This window comes from Rubripirellula reticaptiva, from assembly GCF_007860175.1.
Taxonomy (GTDB): domain Bacteria; phylum Planctomycetota; class Planctomycetia; order Pirellulales; family Pirellulaceae; genus Rubripirellula; species Rubripirellula reticaptiva.
Window position 1 is genome coordinate 873,517 of sequence record NZ_SJPX01000002.1, and the last position, 20,061, is coordinate 893,577.

Consider the following 20,061-nt stretch of genomic DNA (forward strand, 5'->3'; position numbering starts at 1 on the left):
GAAGGGGACGCTTTGATCGGCGGGAGCAACAGTCCCCCTGAATACAGACAAAAACAATGCGGAAGTGCAGACGAAAAAAAACAAAATGCTATTAGTTCTTAATAGAGTTTTCATATTGATCCAGTACCGAAATGATTTGACTCGCATTGTCCGTCCATCGTCGCTCTGCGAGCACGTATTTTTTTGCATTTGCGCCGATGCGTTCCCGCTTTAATTTGTCCTTGCAAGTACAAATCATTGCGTTCAAAAACTCAGTTTCGCTTCCGGCAGAAAACAAAACTCCCGTTTCACCATCGTTTACGATTTCCTGGATGGGCGGTAGGCGAGGTGCAATGCACGTCTTCCCAAGTGACATGTACTCGAGGATTTTCATTGGTGATCCCCAGTCGTTGGAATGTGGCATGAGACCAATGTCCATCGCGTCAATTAATGTGTTGACTCGGTCGTGACTGACCCCACCGGTCAGGACTAGCCGGTTCCCAACTTCCTGCTGACACTTCAGCGTATCGAGTTCGCCTTCCAACTCGCCGGCACCGACAACCAGGAAGATCGAGTTTGGAATTTCCCGCAGCACCTCCGGCATCACGCGGATCAACATACCGACACCGTGCCATCGCCTGAGCGAACCGACAAATCCGATCACCACACTATCCGAAGGAATCCCAAGATCCTGACGGCTTGCATCAAGATTCTGCACATGGTCACGGACCCGCCGTTCGTTGATGGCGTTCGGAGTTACAACAACACGTCCCGAATCGTTTGTCCGATCAACAATGCATTGACGCAGTGGCTCAGAAACCGTTGCAATAAGCGTGCTGTTTGAGAGAACAAATCGCTCAGTCAGTTTGCAAACATTCTTGAATGCAATTTTTCGTCGGTTGAATCGCCCAGCATAGGTAGAGTTCACTTCCAGTACGATCGGAATCCGGGCTAATTTCGCCACCAGAACTCCAGCAAAGTGATAGCAGGAATAGCGTTCGTAAATGACGTCCGGTCGGTTCTGAAAAATAGAAATCGCCAACCGAGGAATGGAAATCGCGTTGTAGCCTAGTTCCGCAAACTGGCGGACCGCAATTCGAATGGTGCCGATCAATCCTTTTGACTTTTCAGCCGTCGTACCAGTCATGCCAAACTTCAAACCCGCTTCACGCTTGGCTGATTTCGGACAACACAAATCAACTTCGTGCCCAAGTTCGACAAATGCGTTTTTCATCTCATTGATGTGAACGCCTTCGGCTCCATCTCCTCGTGTTCGATGGTGGTATAGTATTTTCATTGATCTGTATTTAGTTCAGTCCGAGGTGCTCTACTGGTTAAACACTGCACTACGGTTTTTGCAACGGATGCCCATGTGACGTCCGCGACGGTCTTAGCAATGAGTGGGCGGTCAGGTTTCCGTTCGAGACAACTCTTAATCGCCACACCTAGATCGATCGGACTCTCGGTCGCAACGAGAACACCTGCCCAGGGCTCTTCAAGGTAACGCGAGTTATCTCCCGCGTCAGTTGCCACAACCGGTAGGCCCGTCGAAAGCGCCTCCAACACCGCGTTGCAACATCCTTCACGACGACTTGCCAGCGCAAAAAGATCGGCAGCGCGAAGCCAATCAGCCACTTCATTGGGTGGTTTGCTGCCAACAAAATGAACTCGGTCTTGCACGTTCAATTCATTGGCCAAGTCTTGCAAGCTTTTTCCCCAAGCTGATTCAACGCCTCCGCCAATGCAGACCAATTGAAAATCGCAGTCGGACTGAATGTTAGCCACCGCGCGGACAAGAATGTCGTGTCCTTTCACAGCCTTCAAGTTGCCCACCGAGACCACCAATTTTCCGGCACTTTCGTAACCGATGCTAGATCTCGCATTGGCTTGATCGCCCGTACTATAGGTCGCCGCATCGACTCCGTTTGGGATGACCGTGATTTGATCGGCGGGCACACCTGCCGTCACTGCCGCTGCTTTTAGCGAGTGACTAACCGCAATCACTCCTGTCGCTTCACACAGCGCCTGCAACAATTGATCACCACGCGATGATCGCCCAAAGAGATCGACCTCAAGTCCTCGAATCGTGATAAAGATCGGCATACCGCGACGCTTGGCGACTCGCCAACACCCGACACCCTCGGGGTAACCAAAATGAGCGTCCAGAATGGCGTCGCTCACCACTTTGGGATCCATCCCGTCAAGCCAGCGATCGACGCATCGATCAAGCCAAAAGCCGTCGAGGCTTTTGGCAACGCCCGGAAAGTAGAACATGCTAGCTGCGTCAACGGTTAGATTCTCGGTGCTGATCGCTGGGTCGGTCCTGCGAGGGCGAACGAGGGGAAACCACGGCTGTGGGGCCAACGCGCGGGTGGGGACCAGCTTTGCGAGCTCTTCCAGCCGGCGACGAACAAACAGTCCACACAAAGGCGATTGCTGGGTTGGCAGATTGGTGCATACGCTAAGGACGTTCACGGCGATGCGTTGTCTTTCGCTGTGAGGTTTTGAACAAGGCCACGCGTGCTCTCTGATGAAGCTGCGAACAGTTGAGCGTAAGCCTGCTGGGCCCGCCGTTCGCTTTCCAGCCAATCGTCAAGCACTTCTGGCGTCAGTCGCCTAGCCAACGGACGGTCGCCGACTGGCTCTTCCGCAATACTCGAGTCCCGATAAATCTTCGAAAGAATGCGGTCACCGAGTTCGGATCGGTAGTGGCCGGACTCCCAATACCACCTCATGATGGTCTTTTTGTCTTTTGGCGTTGGTGTCGGTTCTGTGGTGTAGTTGTTATAGCTGGAAAAATCCCAAAGCGACACATCGTATCGATCGCACAGATGGGTCAGCGACGCCTTCCATCGCTCGAAATCATCCCAGCGCCCCGACTCGTCGAAGATTTCGAGAATATCGACATGGTACGGATGGATGAATACGTCGATGTGAATGTCCTCACTCTGGCAAGCTTGTAAGACCGCTTCTACGGCGAGAAATTCGGTGGACCGATCCATTGCGGGCGCAACTCGCGTCAGACATTTTTGGGCATACTCGAGATTCTTCTGTCGAAACAGTGCCGCTTGCCCTTCGTCGCGAATCAGTTGACGAAACGCAACCCCCGAATTGAATCCCTCGTCGGACATGTCGGCTGTGTAGGGTGACCGCTGCTCGGCAACCGTGATCATCGAGTCTTTGAGGGCGGTGAGAGAAACGGTCGATGCGACGATGTCACTTGCACGCGATTTCAGCGCGGCAAACGGCGTTGGGCCACCGCGCCGAGCAAGCAGTCGGCTATCCGCAGCGGAGCTCGTCTCATTTTCGGCGTCATCACTCGTCGCGCCGACTAAGTGGTCGGGCTTGCGGAGGAAATTGAGAAAGTCGACGCCTAGCAAGACCGCGTCTGGCGTTTGAGTCACAAGGGCGTGCTGCAGATATTGCGATGCAAGCTCGGTACCGCCACCCGGTTGCCCAAGGTTGTACGCAGGTCGTAAGCGGCTCGGTATTTCGCTGCTGCTTGGATCGATCCCAATATCGACTCGCGAGTTCCCCAGCAGGAGCAATTTGTAGCTGCCACGGGCCACTCCATACGCCTTCGTCATGCGAACTTGCCGTATCGCTTTCGGCTTTCTGGCATTCCAGCCATCGACTCGCGCATTGGCGAATCGAAAGTACGGATCGACCGACACGTTGAACGCAACGACCGCGCCCATTAGTACGCTAGCCACCAGCAGCCATTGCCATAAGTATCTCGAATGGGACGTTTGACGATCGTCATTCGATGGCGCGGTCACCGTTGCGTCATCTTGCGATTGCATGGTTTCCTAAAACTGAAAGTAAAGAAACTCGGACAATTCGGCGAGCGAAAGAACTCCAACCACAGAAATCAAGCTGATCACAATTGACCATCGGAGCGTTGGCTTCCATGTCAGCGGCAGGTGCCAACCGACACCGGGGCCTGGGAGCGTCCGTACACGTTCGTCGTTGGCGTACTCCCACGCGGGTTCGTGCTGGATCATAAATTGCTGGGTCGTTGGCATCGTCCAGACGATTGTCAAAAGGGCGGTGATCCAAGCGATTGCAGCAACAAACAAGGAACCGCTTGCGGCGTCTTCACCGATTCCCAAGTTGCCCAGCGGTGTCGCCAAAGATCCCAGTCGGTTGAAAATGGCGTCCGGAATCGAAACTCCGTTCATCCCCACCATTCCTCGGGCCACTTGGTTTGCTGATTCCAGCGAGCCCGCGCGAAAGTAGACCCAAGCGAAATGGACAGCGATGAACGTGACTGCGCATGCGGCCATCCGATACGGCGGGAGTCTCTTCCAACCAGTGACGCCACTAGTCATGTGGCTCCAGCCATGTTGCATCACCAGAAAGCTGCCGTGCAAAAGTCCCCACAAGACAAATGTCCATCCGGCACCATGCCACAGCCCACCCAACAGCATCGTTACCATCAGATTTCGGTACCGGTTGACTGTACCATTCCGATTTCCGCCCAGCGGAAAGTACAAATAGTCGCGAAGGAAATGAGAAAGTGTCATGTGCCATCGACGCCAAAAATCACTAATGGTCTCGGATCGATAAGGCGCGAAGAAATTCAGCGGCAACTTAATCCCAAAGATTCGTGCCGAACCGATGGCCATGTCAGAGTAGCCCGAAAAGTCAAAGTAGATCTGCAGCCCATAAGCAAGGCACCCGATCCAAGCATGAAAGAACGTAACGGACTGCCAAGCCGATTCGCTATCGAAAAGCTCATTAGCGTAAGGAGCGATTCCATCGGCAAGCACCGCCTTCTTGAACAGCCCAATTGAAAAGATGGTTAGCCCGACCGACAGATCCTCTCTGATTCGACGCGATGGAACGCGAATCTGCGGCATCATTTCCGCGTGATGAACAATGGGGCCGGCGATCAGTTGCGGAAAGAAACTGACGAACAATGCATATTCCATCGGGCGATAACCCGTCGACACGCCCGAGTAGCAATCCACCAGATAAGCAATCTGTTGGAACGTAAAAAACGAGATGGCCAAGGGCAGCGCAATGTGGCCCAAGTCGTACTCGGCACCGCCCAGACTGTTCACGCTTTGAACGAAAAAGTTGGCGTACTTGAAGTAACCGATTAAACAAAGGTTCGCAGCGATCCCAAGCACCAGCAGCCATTTTTCCCGATAATCGCTAAGCCGACGACCAACTCGATAGTTAAATCCAACAGTCACCAACAACAGAGGCAAATAGACCGGATTCCACCACGCATAAAAAAACAACGAACACGCCAATAACCAAATGACGCGCGCGTTGTAGTGTTCTGCCAATATCCGGTTGCCAAGAAAGGCGACCGGCAAGAGCAGAAAGATGAATTCGTACGAGTTGAAAAGCATTGGAGAGAAGCGTCGTAGGCGAGAGAGACGCCACGATGCAGCGGTGAGGCCAATACAATTTTTGGGCGGAGACGGTTGGAGAGATCACACGGAATCGTTTTTGGCTTCGGGAATTTTGGCGTACTTCGGTACATCCAACTCAAAAACAAACCCGACGCATCGGCCTAGAACATCACATAGACAGACTCGGAAACTTCTGCTGCTTCGTCATCGTCCCTTGGATGCTTGGACGCAACTTGCAAGATCTTTGCCACGGTAGGTTCTAGCAGTCGCCCTGCTGGCTGATCGCGCCATCGCGATACGATCGCCGCGGCAGTCTGTGAGGCAGACGAATTGGAGTTGGCGAAAGCGGACGCGAACTCAAACTCTTCGCTTGCCATTCCCGTCTTGGAAGTATCCGTCCATGTGCTGCTGCGAAGTGGCGGCGTCGTCACCGAAACTAAGACCATGTCCTGGCTCTTTGCCTTGGTGGCCTGAGGCCAGAATGACGAATCGAACAGCTTGGCAATCTGATCGTGGTACTGATCGGTCGGTTTCGCTTGCGAAACCGCGTAGACGTCTTCGTTCTCGAGGCCCTCGCCTTTGCCTTCGGGCCACTCCGGTTGATCGGCCTTTATCAGTATGCAGTCGTCGAGTGCCAGCACATCCATTTCCGTACGCATAAAACATCGATACGCATCTTGTGGCGTACAAACGATAGGTTCACCCCGCACGTTAAATGAGGTGTTTACGAGCACTCCATACCCTGTGTCTTTTTCAAACTGTTTGATCAGGTCATAGAAAGCTTGGTGATGCTCGCGACGCACGGACTGAATTCGAGCCGAATAATCAATGTGTGTGACCGCAGGAATGTCGGACCGCAACTGGCGAACAATCGGCAACAGATCTTCGGCCGCATCACCTTCACTTGCCTTAACAGGAATCCGCCGACTCTCTTTGACCGGCGCAACCAGCAACATGTAAGGGCTCTCGCGATCAATATCAAAGTAGTCCGAAACCCTTTCGTGCAGCACCGCTGGAGCGAAAGGCCGAAACGATTCGCGATATTTGATACGCAAATTCAGGGTGGTTTGCATCTCGGTATTTCGCACATCACCGAGAATGGACCGGGCCCCTAATGACCGTGGCCCGAACTCGAGCCGACCCGAGAAATGACCAACGACTTTTCCGTCTGCCAACTGCTTCGACAAAAACTGATTGCGATCATCACCACACAGTTCGCGAAACGGGAAACCGTGCGTGTCGAGGTAAGCCTTGATTTCGTCGCTAGAGAAACCAGGACCGAGGTACGAACCGCCTTGATCCGACAACTCACTGCGTTCGGTTCGAGGGCGTCCCAAATAGGTGTGCCAAGTGTCCAGTGCCACGCCAAGGGCGCAACCTGAATCGCCTGCAGCCGGCTGAATCCAAATCTCGTCGAAGACACCTTCCTTAAGCAGCTTGCCATTAGCAACGCAGTTCAAGGCGACACCGCCGGCAAGGCATAGACGCGTTTCTCCGGTCAGCTCGCGAGCGTGCCGCGCCATACGAATCATGGCCATCTCAGTGACTTCTTGAATCGATCTCGCAAGATCCATCTCGCGCCGCGTGATCCGGCTCTCGGGGTCTCGACGAGGGCCACCGAACAGCTCGTCAAACTTTTCCGACGTCGTACTGACATCGCTTAAGAATGAAAAGTAATCCATGTTCAATTCAATCGAACCATCGTCTTTCAAATCGACGATATTATCCAAAATCAATTGCGTATAGATTGGGCGACCATACGGCGCCAGGCCCATCATCTTGTACTCGCCGGAATTGACTTTAAATCCCGTGAAGTGAGTGAAGGCTGAATACAAAAGCCCTAAAGAGTTGGGGAACGTCATTTCCCGCAACATTTTGATCGAGTTGCCTTGCCCGTGCGCGATCGATGCTGTTGCCCATTCGCCAACGCCATCGATCGTGATGACGGCTGCAGACTCGAACGGCGAAGGATAAAAACAACTTGCTGCGTGCGAGCGGTGGTGATTGCCTTGCAGTACCGGTCCGTCGAAATTCAACGCTTCGCGAACAAGCTTTGGGAAGTGCAGCTTTGTTCTTGCCCAGTCGGGCACAATCGTCGCCCACATCTTTCGCGCCGAATCAACGTCGACCGCCATCAGACTGTGCATGATCCGTTCAAAAGTTAATGCTGAATCATCATAAAACGAAACAGCCGACAACTGATCCTGGTTGATTCCCGCCTGCTCAAGGCAAAAGTTAACTGCGTTGACCGGGAACCGTCGATCGTTCTTAACGCGGCTAAACCGTTCTTCTTCGGCCGCCGCAACAATCTCGCCATTCTTCAACAACGTTGCCGCCGAATTGTGATAAAAGCACGATAGGCCAAGAATGTACTCGCCATCACTCGGTTTTTCTTCGCTCGCCGCGACTGATCGCGCTGCGGAAGCAGCAGTCACAGCCTCCTTATCACTGGCTACCTTGATGATCCCGCGTTTCGTCAAGAACGCGTCCATGTTCTCGGCGACCAGTCGATTCGCATACGGCGTGAAGTGACCACCTTGCTCAAAACTTAGTTTCAGACGCTCCTGATAGGGCAACTGTCCCAACTCGGTCGAGACATCACCAACATGAATATTCTTCTCGGGCGAATCGAGCTTCTCGAAAAGCGGTTGGTAAACGGGTTCCATGCCGACCAGGTAAAAGTCCCGTGTTGGAATCGGAAAGATGACCACAGGCAGCGGCTGTACCTCGGCAATGAACTGTCGCAGGATTGCTTCCATCAGTTTCCACCCGCCCGTCTGATCGGACAGAATATCGGGATAAGGGTGATGACCTCGAATCCTCTTGAACTCTGTGATCAAACGTGACCCGGCATCCGAGAAGAGCGACGAATTGCGAAGCTCCTTAAGGCCGGGCACCAAAGAATACAGGTCGTGAACCTTGTTGATGAGATCATCGTCGCGTTTCGTCGATGGCGGCCGATCGCCAGCGTTGTCTTCCGGACGATCGGTTGGCACTGGCACTTGGCAAAGATTCAGCTCGCCGTTTATTAGTTCAAAGTACGGCTTCGGAACCCGAACACGACGGCCGGTAACTCGGTCGACGGACGGACGATGCGAAGTCTGAATACGGTGGAAGCTGTCAATTTGCACACAGATCACAATCGCGTCAGCTTCGATCTGTTTGGCGAACTTACGAAACGCTAATAGGTGCTGGTCCGTACCGCTGCCCGAGATTCCAAAGTTGTACACTTCACATCCGTGCAACTTGGCTAGCTGGTCGGAATACCGATCACAGTTGGAAACATTGTCACCGGCGGTGTACGAGTCTCCGAACATCAAGATCCGAGGACGACCAGACTTCGGTTTAACGAACTCGAAATCGGAACGAAAACCACTTGAATTGGTCTTAACAAAGTATCCGCCAGCTTCATTCGTCAACCGTGCGTTTTGATTGGGGACAAATCGATGGCCAATGTCCGAATCGTGCTGGATCAGCATCCGGTGAGTAGACTGACTTAACAAAAACATGATTATTCGTGAAAGCTATAAGAAGAGACGAGTGTTAAAATTCGATTGAACGTGTCAGAGCGAGGCAGCGTCGGTCCAAAGTTTTGCGAACTCGCGGTACATACGATCAATGGGATACTCATTGCAAACATGTTCGCGATTGATTTCGCCAAGCCGGCATCGCAAGGTCGCATCGTTGGCCATCGTTTCAAGAGCAGATGCGTACCCAGTATTGTCATCGTGCGAAAACACAAACGGTCGATTTTCAGGGCTTAGCATTCGCCGGTTGTCGGCGATATCGGTCGACACGACAGGAAGCCCCGATGCCATCGCTTCGAGCAATGAGTTGGATGCCGCTTCCGATTTCGAGGTGGTCACATTGACGTCGATTGCACGAAAAGCGTTCTCGGGATCAGCAACATAGCCGTGGAAGTAGACGGAATCAGCAACACCGAGCTCTTTGGCTAGAGTCGTCAACCGATCACGTTCGGGGCCATCACCAAAAAACGCGAGTCTGGTGCGCGACACCATCGCGGGCTTGGCCGCCGCGAATGCCCTCAACAGCATCGCCCCATTCTTACTCGGCCGTAGCGAACCAACGTAACCGAAGACGACGCAGTCACCACCATTTTCCGTAACACGATTTCTTAACGAATCGTTGTCACCCGGAAAAAAACGTTCTGTGCTGACGCCAGTCTTGATGAATTCAATTCTGTCCTTTGGAACACCGTATTTTTCGATCGCCAATTCGTAAAGCGTGAATGAAGTGACGACGACTTTATGGCAACTTGGCAACAACAACCGTCTGGCAACACGCCGACGCCACCCCTTTCCATCAACGTCCGCCGAAAGCCCGCATTCGTTATGGATTACCGGGCGAAACCTAGCGATCTTTGCCGCCAGCACTGCGTCCGTCGCGCCCCAATTGTAAGTCAGAATCACTTTCGGATTGATGCTTCGGATGCACTTCCACAAGTCGAAAGGAAACTGGATCGCGCCGCGTTTTGGCGGCCCTGCCATGACTCGAACAGCACACTCGGAATCCAGGATGTCCGCGGCGTCAGCCCCACCGCTGATCGAAAGGATCGCATGTCCTTGCCCCGGCCCCATCGCATTGATGGTTTTAGATATGCGAATCTCCGCCCCCCCTCGATTGAACTCAGGGAAGACATGCAGATATCGCACTGAGTCCACTTCGTTGGGAAAACTGACATTCTCAGATGATCGAATCACAGAAGACGTCATGAAACGACGCGTCGCTTATCGGGATAAATTGCGTCATCAAAGACGGCTGCCATTTCTTCCGTCAACCGTTGACCATGAAACTGCATTTGCGCTTCGTCCCAAAGGGATTGCGATGAATCAGCAACCGCCATCTTCCTGATTGCATTTGCGATCTGATCAACTTCTCCCGCTTCTGCGATTGTGCCGAGTCGATACTGCTCGACAATGTTGGAAACGGCGCCTGGCACACAAATCGCCAAAATTGGCTTACGAAAAAGAATCATCTCAAACAACTTCCCGGGAACCTGAAGTGCGGTTCCAGGTTGCAGCAAGACAAAGCCGTCCACTTCGGCCATGCGTCGCAGCATTTGATCGTGAGGCAAAGCTGGCTTCACTTCGATCAGATCGCCCACACCCTTTTCAACGGCGTAGCTCTGAAGATCGAAATTTTCATCACAAAAGCCGACCTGTTCAAGGATCACGGACAGGCCGCTTTGACGTAATTTCGCAATCGCGTCGACAATGGGTCGTGGGTCTCGGTTGCGGTAAACACTGCCGGGATGAAGTAGTCGCATCGGCCGCCCGGTTTGCAACGCTAACGTGCATGTTGCGAGATGCGAATCAATCCGGGACTTAATCTCTGGATCGAATCCGTTAGGAATCGACGTGAACTTTCCACGAGGCTGATTCTTATAGTGAGCGACAAAGTCGTCTTCGAGTTCACGGGTATTCAGAACCACTTTGGAGGCGTCGTTGACGCACATTCTTTCAAGACGGGCGACCCAGCGGTTGGCAAGCCAAGACTTGTTCCGTGGTCCCCATGGAACTCGCGTCCACGGATCGCGGAAATCGACTACCAGCGGAAGATTTGCTTTCCGCGCGATCTCGCGACCAACAAGCAGTGACGAAAAGGGCGGAGCGGTCGCATAAACGAGACAACAGCCATTGTCGCGAACAATCTGCAGCCCCCGCTCAACGGCGTCCTTTTTCCAGGCGATGCGATTATCGGGGATCGCAAACAGAAGCTCGTTCGACTTTTCCCAGATCCCCGAAGCAGCGGACCGTAGGCGGCGAGCGTCCTTCGAATCGAGTCGCGAACTGCCGCTGCCTGTTTTCGGCGATCCAAACTGATCGTGGCCAGGACTCGTTGATCTTTGTGGCCGGACAAAACCTAACGCCGCTTTTACCCGAGCTTTAAACACGTCTTCCGGACGAATCAATTCAACATCGTGAACAACAACGTCGACCGGCACCAAATTCAATAACTTAAGATCTACTTGCGCGTCTTGGCTAGGCTTCGACGTTAATACAGTGGGAAACCACCCAAACTCGCCAAGGAAACGAGTAAAACGCAGCGTCCGATGAATTCCTGCCGAAACCGCCGGCGGGAAGTTAAAGGCAACCACTAAAACTGACTTGAAGTCGTCACTCAATGCACGAACCCCGAACCATCTAAATCAAACTCAGACAAACCGCTCTCGTCTAAGTCCTCACCGAGATCATCGGCCGGCTCATCGTCGAACTCGCTATCGTCTGTTTCCAGTTCCTCACTCGAACGCATCAACCTAGTGTAGGCAAAACAACATGCTGCCAACCAAAGGAACCACTCACCATCCAAAATGCTAGTAAATAGTGAGCATACTAATTGACCAATGATTGCCGAAATTAAAACAGTTCCAATCAACCCATCATTTACATTCTGATCACGCATGCATTGTCGCAGCGTCCGCCAAGCTGACAAACATGCGGTACACAAAACCAATGTCATCAGAAAAAGACCCTGAACTCCCCAACCGGCGGCTACATCCAACGGACCGTTGTGCACCGAACGGAATTCATCTCGAAAGTGAGCGATATAACGGACCCCCCTTGGGCTAGTAAATGCAGCTTCGCCTCCTGATCCAAGTGGAAAATCCGCGATCATCTTGATCGCAGCCTGCCAATAATCCAATCGTTCAGACGCTGAATTGTCCCGCTCATCCGCGCTGACAAATATGGATTCAAATCGATTCCAAATAGATGCGTCGCCTGCCATCAGGAGTATTGCGACCACTCCAAGAACACAAAGTCCGATAGCGCGTTTCCGAGCCGGCCCACGAGCAAATACAACAATTGCAATGGCAGACGTGATCAACCCAAGATAACAACCGCGGCTGTTACAACGCAGAATCGACTCTAGTACCAGTGGCGCAGACGCAAATGAAACTAATCCAAACCATTTGTTTTTCATCGTCAAAACGAAATAAGCCGCCACGACTAACCCAACCGACAGTACCGCGGCCGTTCCGTTTGAACCCTGCGCACCAGCGAACCGAATTCCTTCGAGCCTACCGCCATCACTGAAACCCTGACCGCTTAGTACAATCTGAAATCCGACAAAGCCACAACCAACCACCATTGCAAGCATTACGAGCTCAAGGTCTTTTAAGCTTCGAACGGAAATGTAAAACAGTGCGGTTGCTAAGCAGCCCTTCCAAAGGATGTCAAAAACCTTTTCACTTTCCGGCGGATAGTCAGCGAATAAATGATGAACAAAAAAGGCATTCAGAGACATCAGCAACAGCAATTGCATGAATATACGACCCGGGATATCACGACGCGGCCGATTCTTAAAACTTAGCAAGTTTGCGATAGCCAATACAAAAACGGCTACCAGGCTCCATCGCATGGTCAACGAAGTAAGCAATCCACCGCCGAACCACCAGAAAACAGGACTGGCGTAAAAGACCATTAAATGACCAATTGCCGCAAAGACGGGCCTTTTCAACGAGGCGATTGACAAGCCTACGAACAAGCAGATCCAAAGAAGTCCAGTAAGGCTCATCTCGATTGTGTGCTAAAGGTGTTACTTGTAGGCATAGAAAATGAACTCACCCATCACGGCGAAGTTTCCTATCGAATTGTTTACAAGAGGCTCCAAATATCGCAAACGATTGGGAACCGGGTATTTGACTTCAAACCGAGAGAACCCCGCGGCAAGAAATATCTTCTCCCAAACGGCTGGTTGCTGGTGGATCTTCCAGTCAATTGTGCGTTGGGTCAAGCACCACTTTCGCGGCCAACCGACTCGGCGCAATTGAGTCCAAAGGCAGTAGCGGCAAGCATCCGTGGCGACAACGGATCCTCCCTCGTCGAGCAACGAGTGTAGCTTTTTCGCGATGGCTACATACTTGTCAAATGCATCCGCGTTGCGACTTGCATTGTGAGGCGTTTCATGAAGGTGGTTCAGCACAGCAATCATCACGATTAAATCAATTGAACCTCCTGCTACGTCGAGCGAGTTGAAGTCCTGCTGGCGGAGTTCAACATTTTCGAGCGAAAGAGACTTGATTCGTTCTTTTTGAATCGCAATAACGCCCGAAGTTGAACCCTCCATCTCTGGTTCAACACTTATCACGTGCTTGGCACCTGCAAGCCCGCAATGCAAGCTGATCAACCCCTTTCCACTGCCAATTTCTAGAATCCGCAAGCCCTTCAAATCTACATCGCCAAACAACTGTCTGAGATATCTTCGATACCGCTTCGGATTTTCATGACCGTCATCTGCCTCGTACTCTTGCTTCAACATACTGTGAATCTTGTTTTGATGAGGACTCATGAATTGGCTATTGGTCCTTTTCCAGGAAGATTGCTGACAAACGAAACGTTTACAACAAGCGTAAGAAAGTGCTATTATCGGGAGGGAAATCGCATTTCAGCATAACGTGGAATGTTGCACAGCAAGTCTCAGCTGACGCTGTTCCTTCATTGTGGCATTAAATTTTCATTTAGTGTGCTCTTGAAGTTTCTGGCGTACTCCATGAGAACGTCAAAGGGAGTCTCAGAGCGAACCAATAGCAAATCAGAATCTTCACTGAGAAGTGGCATCATGAAATTAAGAAACTGTTTAGCGTCGATAACAATCGATTCGCCATTTCCAATTCTCGCCGTTCGAAGACAACCTGCAATTTTTAGCGGCTCCTGAAATTCGTGAAACCGGCTCGGCAACGCAGGCTGATGACAACGTACGTCAAAGTATCGGGTGTCATCACTGGCCAGCTCAATTTTAAACCGATCTTTGTCCGGCCTCAGCAGGTAGGGAACTTTCGCCATTGCTTCGACGCTATGGAAACAGGTGTTGCGTCTGAGTTCAACGCCGAGCAATAGAATCTGTCCGTCGCCTTCCATCAGTCGAGCATAAGGAGTCCCCTCGCCACAAGGACTTTCGGCCCTGACATGATCCTCAATTAATTTATTTGACAGCGGCCCGGAAGACGCGACAGAGTGCGATGGATGATTGCTTCGACTAACGTTTGGCATTTTACGAAAAGTCTCGGGAATACTGCCGACGTGCGTTGCATCATTGGGCAATGAAAAAGAACGCTTCCCGTTGTTCACCGCGCTCCATGTGTGGGTCGGCATGACCAAGGTGCCCGATTCCCCGATGTACGAAAGTAACGAATCAATGACCATCGCCGATCCACCAGCACAATAGCCGAGTGACGACAACGATGAATGCACCAAGACCATGCCACCACGGCGAAGACCAAGATCCTCGAAATGGTCATACATCTTTTGGTGTGTTAAATGTGGTTGCGCAAGATACCGATGTGCTGACTTCAGCGTTTTCTTCAAACGATGTCTAAAGCTAAGCGACGCTGCAATAGTCATTGCTCCGCGTCCTCTTGCGCGTCTGAAGGTGATACTTGATCACTTCGGGTACCAATCTGCTTGGCGGGAACCCCTGCCAAAATTGCGAATGGCTCGAACGATTTCGTCACAACGGCTCCAGCGGCGACAACAGTGCCAGTTGATAAACGAACACCTGGCAGGACGATGCATCGAGCGCCAAGCCATACTCCGTCGCAAATTTCGACGGACGCGGATTCATAACCCTGGCTGCGGATTGGCAACAGCAGATTCGAAAACTTATGATTTTGTGTCCAGACAAATGAACCAGGGCCTATCAGCACATCATTGCCAATCGTTATCCCGGCTTTAGCATTGAGTTGGCAACAGGTTGAAACTGCTGAGTTTTTGCCAACCACAAGGTTTTCAGGGTGATAAATTGTAACATTTGCAAGTACTCGCGAGCTTGCGTCGGACCGAAACCCATAGAAGTGGTACCTAGCCTTCTCGCCGATTCGACCTGGGACCGATTGCAGTAGAGCGTGCTTCCACTGCTTCCACTCGCGTCTTACTTTCCTCAACGTCAACATCAACTGAGTTTACGAAATCAATGTGTCAAAAAGATTGAGTCGGACGTGGGAATCGCTTGAGCAGAGCCGAAATCTTTATTTTAATCAGCGTACGCAAACCAGAAATCTGGGCAGACGAGAGCATTATCGGAAACAAGAAAACTGACGCAAACACAGAAACCGTCCCGGCAAATGCGAGATCGAACCAGCTCGATACAGGTCCCAAACCACGAGACATAGCTATCATCGTACAGGCAAGCAACGCAGCGAAAGCTAACGGACGAAAAGCTATTTTGCCGAGGAGCGACAGACTCCGCTGTTCCAAAATCACGGCATGAGCAGGCAAATGAAGCACGAAACCAATAAGCGAAGCCGCCACCAACGTCCCCACTGCGATTCCGACAGGTCCGAGTATTTTCCCCGCAATCATACTCGCGAGTAGGTTGAATACTGCTTCCGCCAAGAGAAACAGGGACAACGACTTCAACTTATTGTCCGCGAGCATCAATTGAGTACCGACTCTTTGCAAGCCCACAAAGATAAATGCGATACTGAGAACGGCGTAAAGAAGCGGAGCCTGCGAAACAAGTTCTTTCGATTGCTCAGAGTCTCCAAGCCACAAGGTCAGGAAAGGTCGAATCCAAGTTGACCCAACCACTAAAAGCGACAGTGACAAGCCAAGTACGATACGTGTCGATGTAACGTACAGATCGACAAGTGCACTCTTGTCGCCTCGCTTAAGCATGTGCGTCATGGTAGGAAACAAAACTTTCGTAGCTGCGACTACAATTTTCGTTCCATACTCAACCAATGATGCGGCCAACCCATAGGGTGCGACTGCTCTGGCACTAAACAGAATGGCAACGACGATGACATCCGAAAAATAGATAAACTGCCGACTAATACCAACTAGAAAATTCCAAACACCGACGTGCATGATTTCATTCAACTCACTGCGATCAAACGTGAGCCCACAACGCCTTATTTCGGGCAAGAGTCGCCGAGCAACGACGACTCGAATAAAACCGTCGAGAAAGTCCGTTAGCGTTAAGATCAGTGACAGCATTACCAAACCGCCACCGGTCTTTAACGCCTGCCACGTCATCACCGCAAAGACAACCCTGGTCACAATTGAGATTGCGTTTGCAATATCGTAACGCTGCAGTCCAACCAGAACTGCACCATAAGGAGTTACGGGCAACTTGATCGCGACTCCCAAAGCCTGGATCAGTACGACAGGCAGAACCACGCTTACTATGTTGTCGCTGATCTCAACAAAACGGGGCAACGCTATCGCGAGTAGACCTGCGATAGCGACAACGGCAACTCCGAGTCCAAGAAACAGCGGTATGGCGGCGGCAATGTGTCGCCTCACTGAAGGAATATCATCCGCTGCGATGCGACGCGTAATCGACTGAGTTAGGCCTGCACGCAGTCCCATGTCGACCATGCCGTAGTAACCAACTAAACCCTGCAGCAGCAACCAAAGCCCGTAGGCTTCGTTACCCAGTTTTGCAATCACGAATGGTGTGAGCAACATCGTCACAACAATCTGACACGCCAAGCCGACCCAACTCGACGCGACGTTCTTCAGGACGATTATTGCGACGCTCATTGAGTCCTGGTGATACTCTTTGAAAAACTGATATTGAACGAGCTTGTCATATTTCTTATTTATAATGAAGAACGAGCAGGACAACTGACTCACCAAGGCTACTGAAGACTTGGATCTGAACCGCTACACCCTGCCGACTATCGATACTTGAACCCGTCAACGAGGAACCTCGATCGTCGCCCTGAGCGCGGACTTCGTCCACTTGGGTGACCGCTGAATCGGCGGCCCCCTAGGATGGGTGAATTGCTGTTGTGTGTTTGCTCGTGAGTTTGCAACAACGACACGGGCCTTGCTCGACTGCTTCGGCAGGCAACGCAATGGCTACCGATGCTAAATCGAATTTGCTTACGCTGATGGCGCAGGAACCATGCTGATGGCTGATCTCATCGAGGCTGTGAGTGTCCCGAATGAGTAACGCGTCAGCATCTTTGTTAGCTTTGATTCGGTCGAGGCTAGCCCCACATAGTGGCGGAATCGACTTTGCTTGCCGAGACCCTCAATGCGAGGTTGTTTGGGATCGATTTCCCACGGGTGAACGTAAAACATGGCTGGACGATCTTGCCTTTCGATTTTCTCAATCGCAGCAAACGTCAATGCCTGTGGAAACAACCTGAAATATCCTCCCCCGATCGGCACGGTCAATCCGGCGACAGCGGCAGACGATGGAGGAAACTCTTGGATCGTTCCCCGACTTGTTTCAAGCGTGTGGACTTCTTTTTGGGCACCTGGAATTCCATAGCGATCATGACCGGAAATCGGAAAGATACTGCTGTCCGTCGTGAATCCCTGTTCTACCAAAATGTCTAACGCCCACAACGACCGTCGCACGATAGAAAAGCTTGGCGCGCGATAAGCAGTCGTTTCGATTCCGCAAGCGTTGTAAATTGCGTCCTTGGAATTCGCGATGTCCTGCGCAAACTCTTCGGGCTTCAAGTCATAGACAAGTCGGTGCCAGTATCCATGCGAAGCAACCTCGTGGCCGGCTTCAGCAATCCGTTTGACAAGTGCCGGATAGCGCTCAGCCACCCACCCAAGAATAAAAAACGTACCGCGCACCTCAAGCGAATCGAACAGCGAAAGCAATCGATCAGTATTCGACTCAACGCGGCTTTCAAATTTGTCCCAGTTACTTCGCTGCACTCGACTCTCGAAGCCCGAGACCTGGAAATAGTCTTCAACATCGACCGTCAATGCATGGCGAATGGTTGAATGACGATTCGAGTTGTTCAAATGGGCTTCCATGTTCGGCACAGGACCGGTTAGCTAATTAATTTTGTTTGACCGGGCCGCTGGCTTCGATGAAACCAGCCGCCATCACCACATCGAGCCCAGCTTCATCGTCGTAGACCGAGCGGACATCGAGGGGCCTTTCGACAACTGACACAGCAGAAGCATCAGACTCGACGGGGGCGTTCAAGGCCCCCAGCAGATGACGGCACCGAAGTTTCATCATCCACATCACGATCTCGCCTTTTACACCCACCAACCGCAGCGCGGTCGCGAAAACCATTCGTGTATCGAGCCAATAGTCAGCGTGATTGATGTAATGCAAATCAAGGACCTGCTTTCGCTGCACATCTTCAAGCGACTGATCGGGGGGCAAGTTGATCTGCGCCAGCCCGGTGACACCGGGCTTGATTAGATTGCGCTGGTAATAGTCGTCAATTTCCGTCGCAAGTTTTTCACAAATTTCAGGGCGTTCTGGGCGAGGGCCCACCAGAGACATCTCGCCTCGGAAGACATTCCAAAGCTGGGGCAATTCATCGAGGTGCAATTCACGAAGGACTCGGCCAAGCGGCGTAACACGAGCATCCTTCTTTGTGGCCCAAACCGGTCGCCCAGGAATCTCGGCGTCAACAACCATGGACCGTAATTTGACGATTTCAAACACACGTCCATTAAGCCCGACGCGACGCTGCCGGTAGAAACCGGGCCCTTTCGATGTCAGTCGAACGAGCACGTAGAGCGTCAGCGTTAGCGGCGTTGTTGCAAACAGCAACAGTCCCCCAAGACATCGGTCCAACACATATTTGCGCCGAAAAAACGTAGCACGCGGCCGTACAGAAGGTGTTTTTGCATTCATTGCGATTTCTTGCTCAACGAAGTCTCGCGTCCCATCCCCTGGCGGAGACTGCTGGGGCTTAGGGCGATCCAACGCTATCGAACTTGATTGATTTCCATTGCGGGACATCCAGTTTGGCCACAGGGGCTCGCTCCATCGGTTGGTTTGCCAAACACTTGGCTTGATGGCGATTGACGCACTTGACGAGGATGGAGAATTGCTGGGCTGCGCTTCCGGTTCAAAACCTGCGAACGACAGATCAGCTTGTACTTGAGTATGATTTTTTCTGGACAAGATTCACTCTCCGTGTGACTGGCCAGGGCATGGCCTTCCATTTAGCAAGCATCTTCAATGCCCGCGATTAGCTAATCTGAACGATCTCGAACACATTTGGTTTTTGTAACTTGACTAACAACAAGACTCATCGAACAGCCTTTCCGGCGACCGGCAAAAAGGCAGTTAAAAAGTCCTCGACAGGCCTTTGACCTATCTCACCAACCGGACCTGCCACTTGAATTTTGTAGAGAGTTTCCGTCAACCAGAATCGCGGTTGCTCCCGAGCTTCCCATGGACCACCGTCGCTCCACGCATACCAGACATCAAGCGAGGGCAAAGCGTCAACAGCATCAGCGAACTGAACCGACCAAAGTGAATTGTCTTGCCCTTCGACATCCAACGATTCAACTTTGCGATCACGTGCGATTTCGGTACCTACAGAGCTGTAACAGACTTCGGGCGTGTGGACTGCAATGGGGCCTCGTGGGCCAAACATGATCGCAACGTTAACGACTTCACTCGTTCCTTCTTTCGTGTACTCACGGACAACGGATCCAAAGCAGCGGAGTAACTGCTCTGCTTTCGGGTCAAGCTGTTTCGTGCCAGTCAGTTTCCAGTCACCAATCTGCTCTGGAATTTCGCTCAGTAGTTTGCCCTGGTCATTGAGGTTTGCATTCACTGTCCAGCGTCCATCCAGATATCCATGGACAACACAGGACAAAGCCACAAGGGCGATTAGTGTCCAAAACGCGCCTTGTTTTCTCGCGACTGTCAGTTGCTTGCCAGCCTGGGGGGATGATTGAAAACTTGAACCACCGTTGCTATCGACGGAGCCATCCACGTGATCTCGAAGTGATAATGCTGCCACTGATCG

14 protein-coding genes are annotated in these 20,061 nt (G+C 51.8%); all 14 read right to left on the reverse strand.

The window, feature by feature from the left end; genetic code table 11:
- Positions 1 to 91 precede the first annotated feature (91 nt).
- The 14 genes from Poly59_RS09495 to Poly59_RS09565 all read right to left on the reverse strand — a co-directional run bounded on the left by Poly59_RS09495 (position 92) and on the right by Poly59_RS09565 (position 20,055).
- Entirely contained in the window at positions 92 to 1,276 is a 1,185-nt protein-coding gene (locus Poly59_RS09495; protein WP_146533827.1) for a glycosyltransferase family 4 protein, read from the reverse strand.
- Positions 1,273 to 2,454, reverse strand: coding sequence for a glycosyltransferase (locus Poly59_RS09500; protein ID WP_186776122.1), 1,182 nt, complete (start codon positions 2,452 to 2,454; stop codon positions 1,273 to 1,275). Before Poly59_RS09500 ends, Poly59_RS09495 begins: the two co-directional genes overlap by 4 nt.
- Positions 2,451 to 3,782 carry a hypothetical protein gene (locus Poly59_RS09505; protein ID WP_146533829.1) on the reverse strand — a complete coding sequence of 444 codons (1,332 nt, stop codon included), beginning with the start codon at positions 3,780 to 3,782 and terminating at the stop codon, positions 2,451 to 2,453. The genes Poly59_RS09500 and Poly59_RS09505 overlap by 4 nt, the downstream gene beginning before the upstream one ends.
- Positions 3,783 to 3,788: 6 nt before the next feature.
- Positions 3,789 to 5,342 carry an MBOAT family O-acyltransferase gene (locus Poly59_RS09510; RefSeq protein ID WP_146533830.1) on the reverse strand — a complete coding sequence of 518 codons (1,554 nt, stop codon included), beginning with the start codon at positions 5,340 to 5,342 and terminating at the stop codon, positions 3,789 to 3,791.
- Between the two features lie 164 nt (positions 5,343 to 5,506).
- On the reverse strand, positions 5,507 to 8,854 hold the full coding sequence (locus Poly59_RS09515) for a carbamoyltransferase N-terminal domain-containing protein (RefSeq protein ID WP_246151517.1): 3,348 nt from the start codon (positions 8,852 to 8,854) through the stop codon (positions 5,507 to 5,509).
- Positions 8,855 to 8,908: 54 nt separating this feature from the next.
- Entirely contained in the window at positions 8,909 to 10,066 is a 1,158-nt protein-coding gene (locus tag Poly59_RS09520; protein WP_186776123.1) for a glycosyltransferase, read from the reverse strand.
- An 8-nt stretch (positions 10,067 to 10,074) separates the two neighbouring features.
- Complete coding sequence (locus Poly59_RS09525; protein ID WP_146533832.1) at positions 10,075 to 11,490, reverse strand: glycosyltransferase; 1,416 nt, start codon at positions 11,488 to 11,490, stop codon at positions 10,075 to 10,077.
- Positions 11,487 to 12,881 carry an O-antigen ligase family protein gene (locus Poly59_RS09530; protein ID WP_146533833.1) on the reverse strand — a complete coding sequence of 465 codons (1,395 nt, stop codon included), beginning with the start codon at positions 12,879 to 12,881 and terminating at the stop codon, positions 11,487 to 11,489. The genes Poly59_RS09525 and Poly59_RS09530 overlap by 4 nt, the downstream gene beginning before the upstream one ends.
- Positions 12,882 to 12,902: 21 nt before the next feature.
- Positions 12,903 to 13,655, reverse strand: coding sequence for a class I SAM-dependent methyltransferase (locus tag Poly59_RS09535; protein WP_146533834.1), 753 nt, complete (start codon positions 13,653 to 13,655; stop codon positions 12,903 to 12,905).
- A 146-nt stretch (positions 13,656 to 13,801) separates the two neighbouring features.
- Positions 13,802 to 14,707, reverse strand: a complete 906-nt coding sequence (locus Poly59_RS09540; protein WP_146533835.1) for an AAC(3) family N-acetyltransferase — start codon at positions 14,705 to 14,707, stop codon at positions 13,802 to 13,804.
- Between the two features lie 573 nt (positions 14,708 to 15,280).
- A complete protein-coding gene (locus tag Poly59_RS09550) occupies positions 15,281 to 16,942 on the reverse strand; it encodes a lipopolysaccharide biosynthesis protein (RefSeq protein WP_146533837.1) in 1,662 nt (553 codons plus the stop codon).
- A gap of 252 nt (positions 16,943 to 17,194) precedes the next feature.
- Entirely contained in the window at positions 17,195 to 18,091 is an 897-nt protein-coding gene (locus Poly59_RS09555) for an XrtA system polysaccharide deacetylase (RefSeq protein WP_146533838.1), read from the reverse strand.
- Between the two features lie 25 nt (positions 18,092 to 18,116).
- Positions 18,117 to 18,932: a sugar transferase gene (locus Poly59_RS09560; RefSeq protein WP_246151518.1), complete on the reverse strand. Its 816-nt coding sequence runs from the start codon at positions 18,930 to 18,932 to the stop codon at positions 18,117 to 18,119.
- Positions 18,933 to 19,332: 400 nt separating this feature from the next.
- Entirely contained in the window at positions 19,333 to 20,055 is a 723-nt protein-coding gene (locus Poly59_RS09565; RefSeq protein ID WP_246151519.1) for an exosortase-associated EpsI family protein, read from the reverse strand.
- Positions 20,056 to 20,061: the final 6 nt, after the last annotated feature.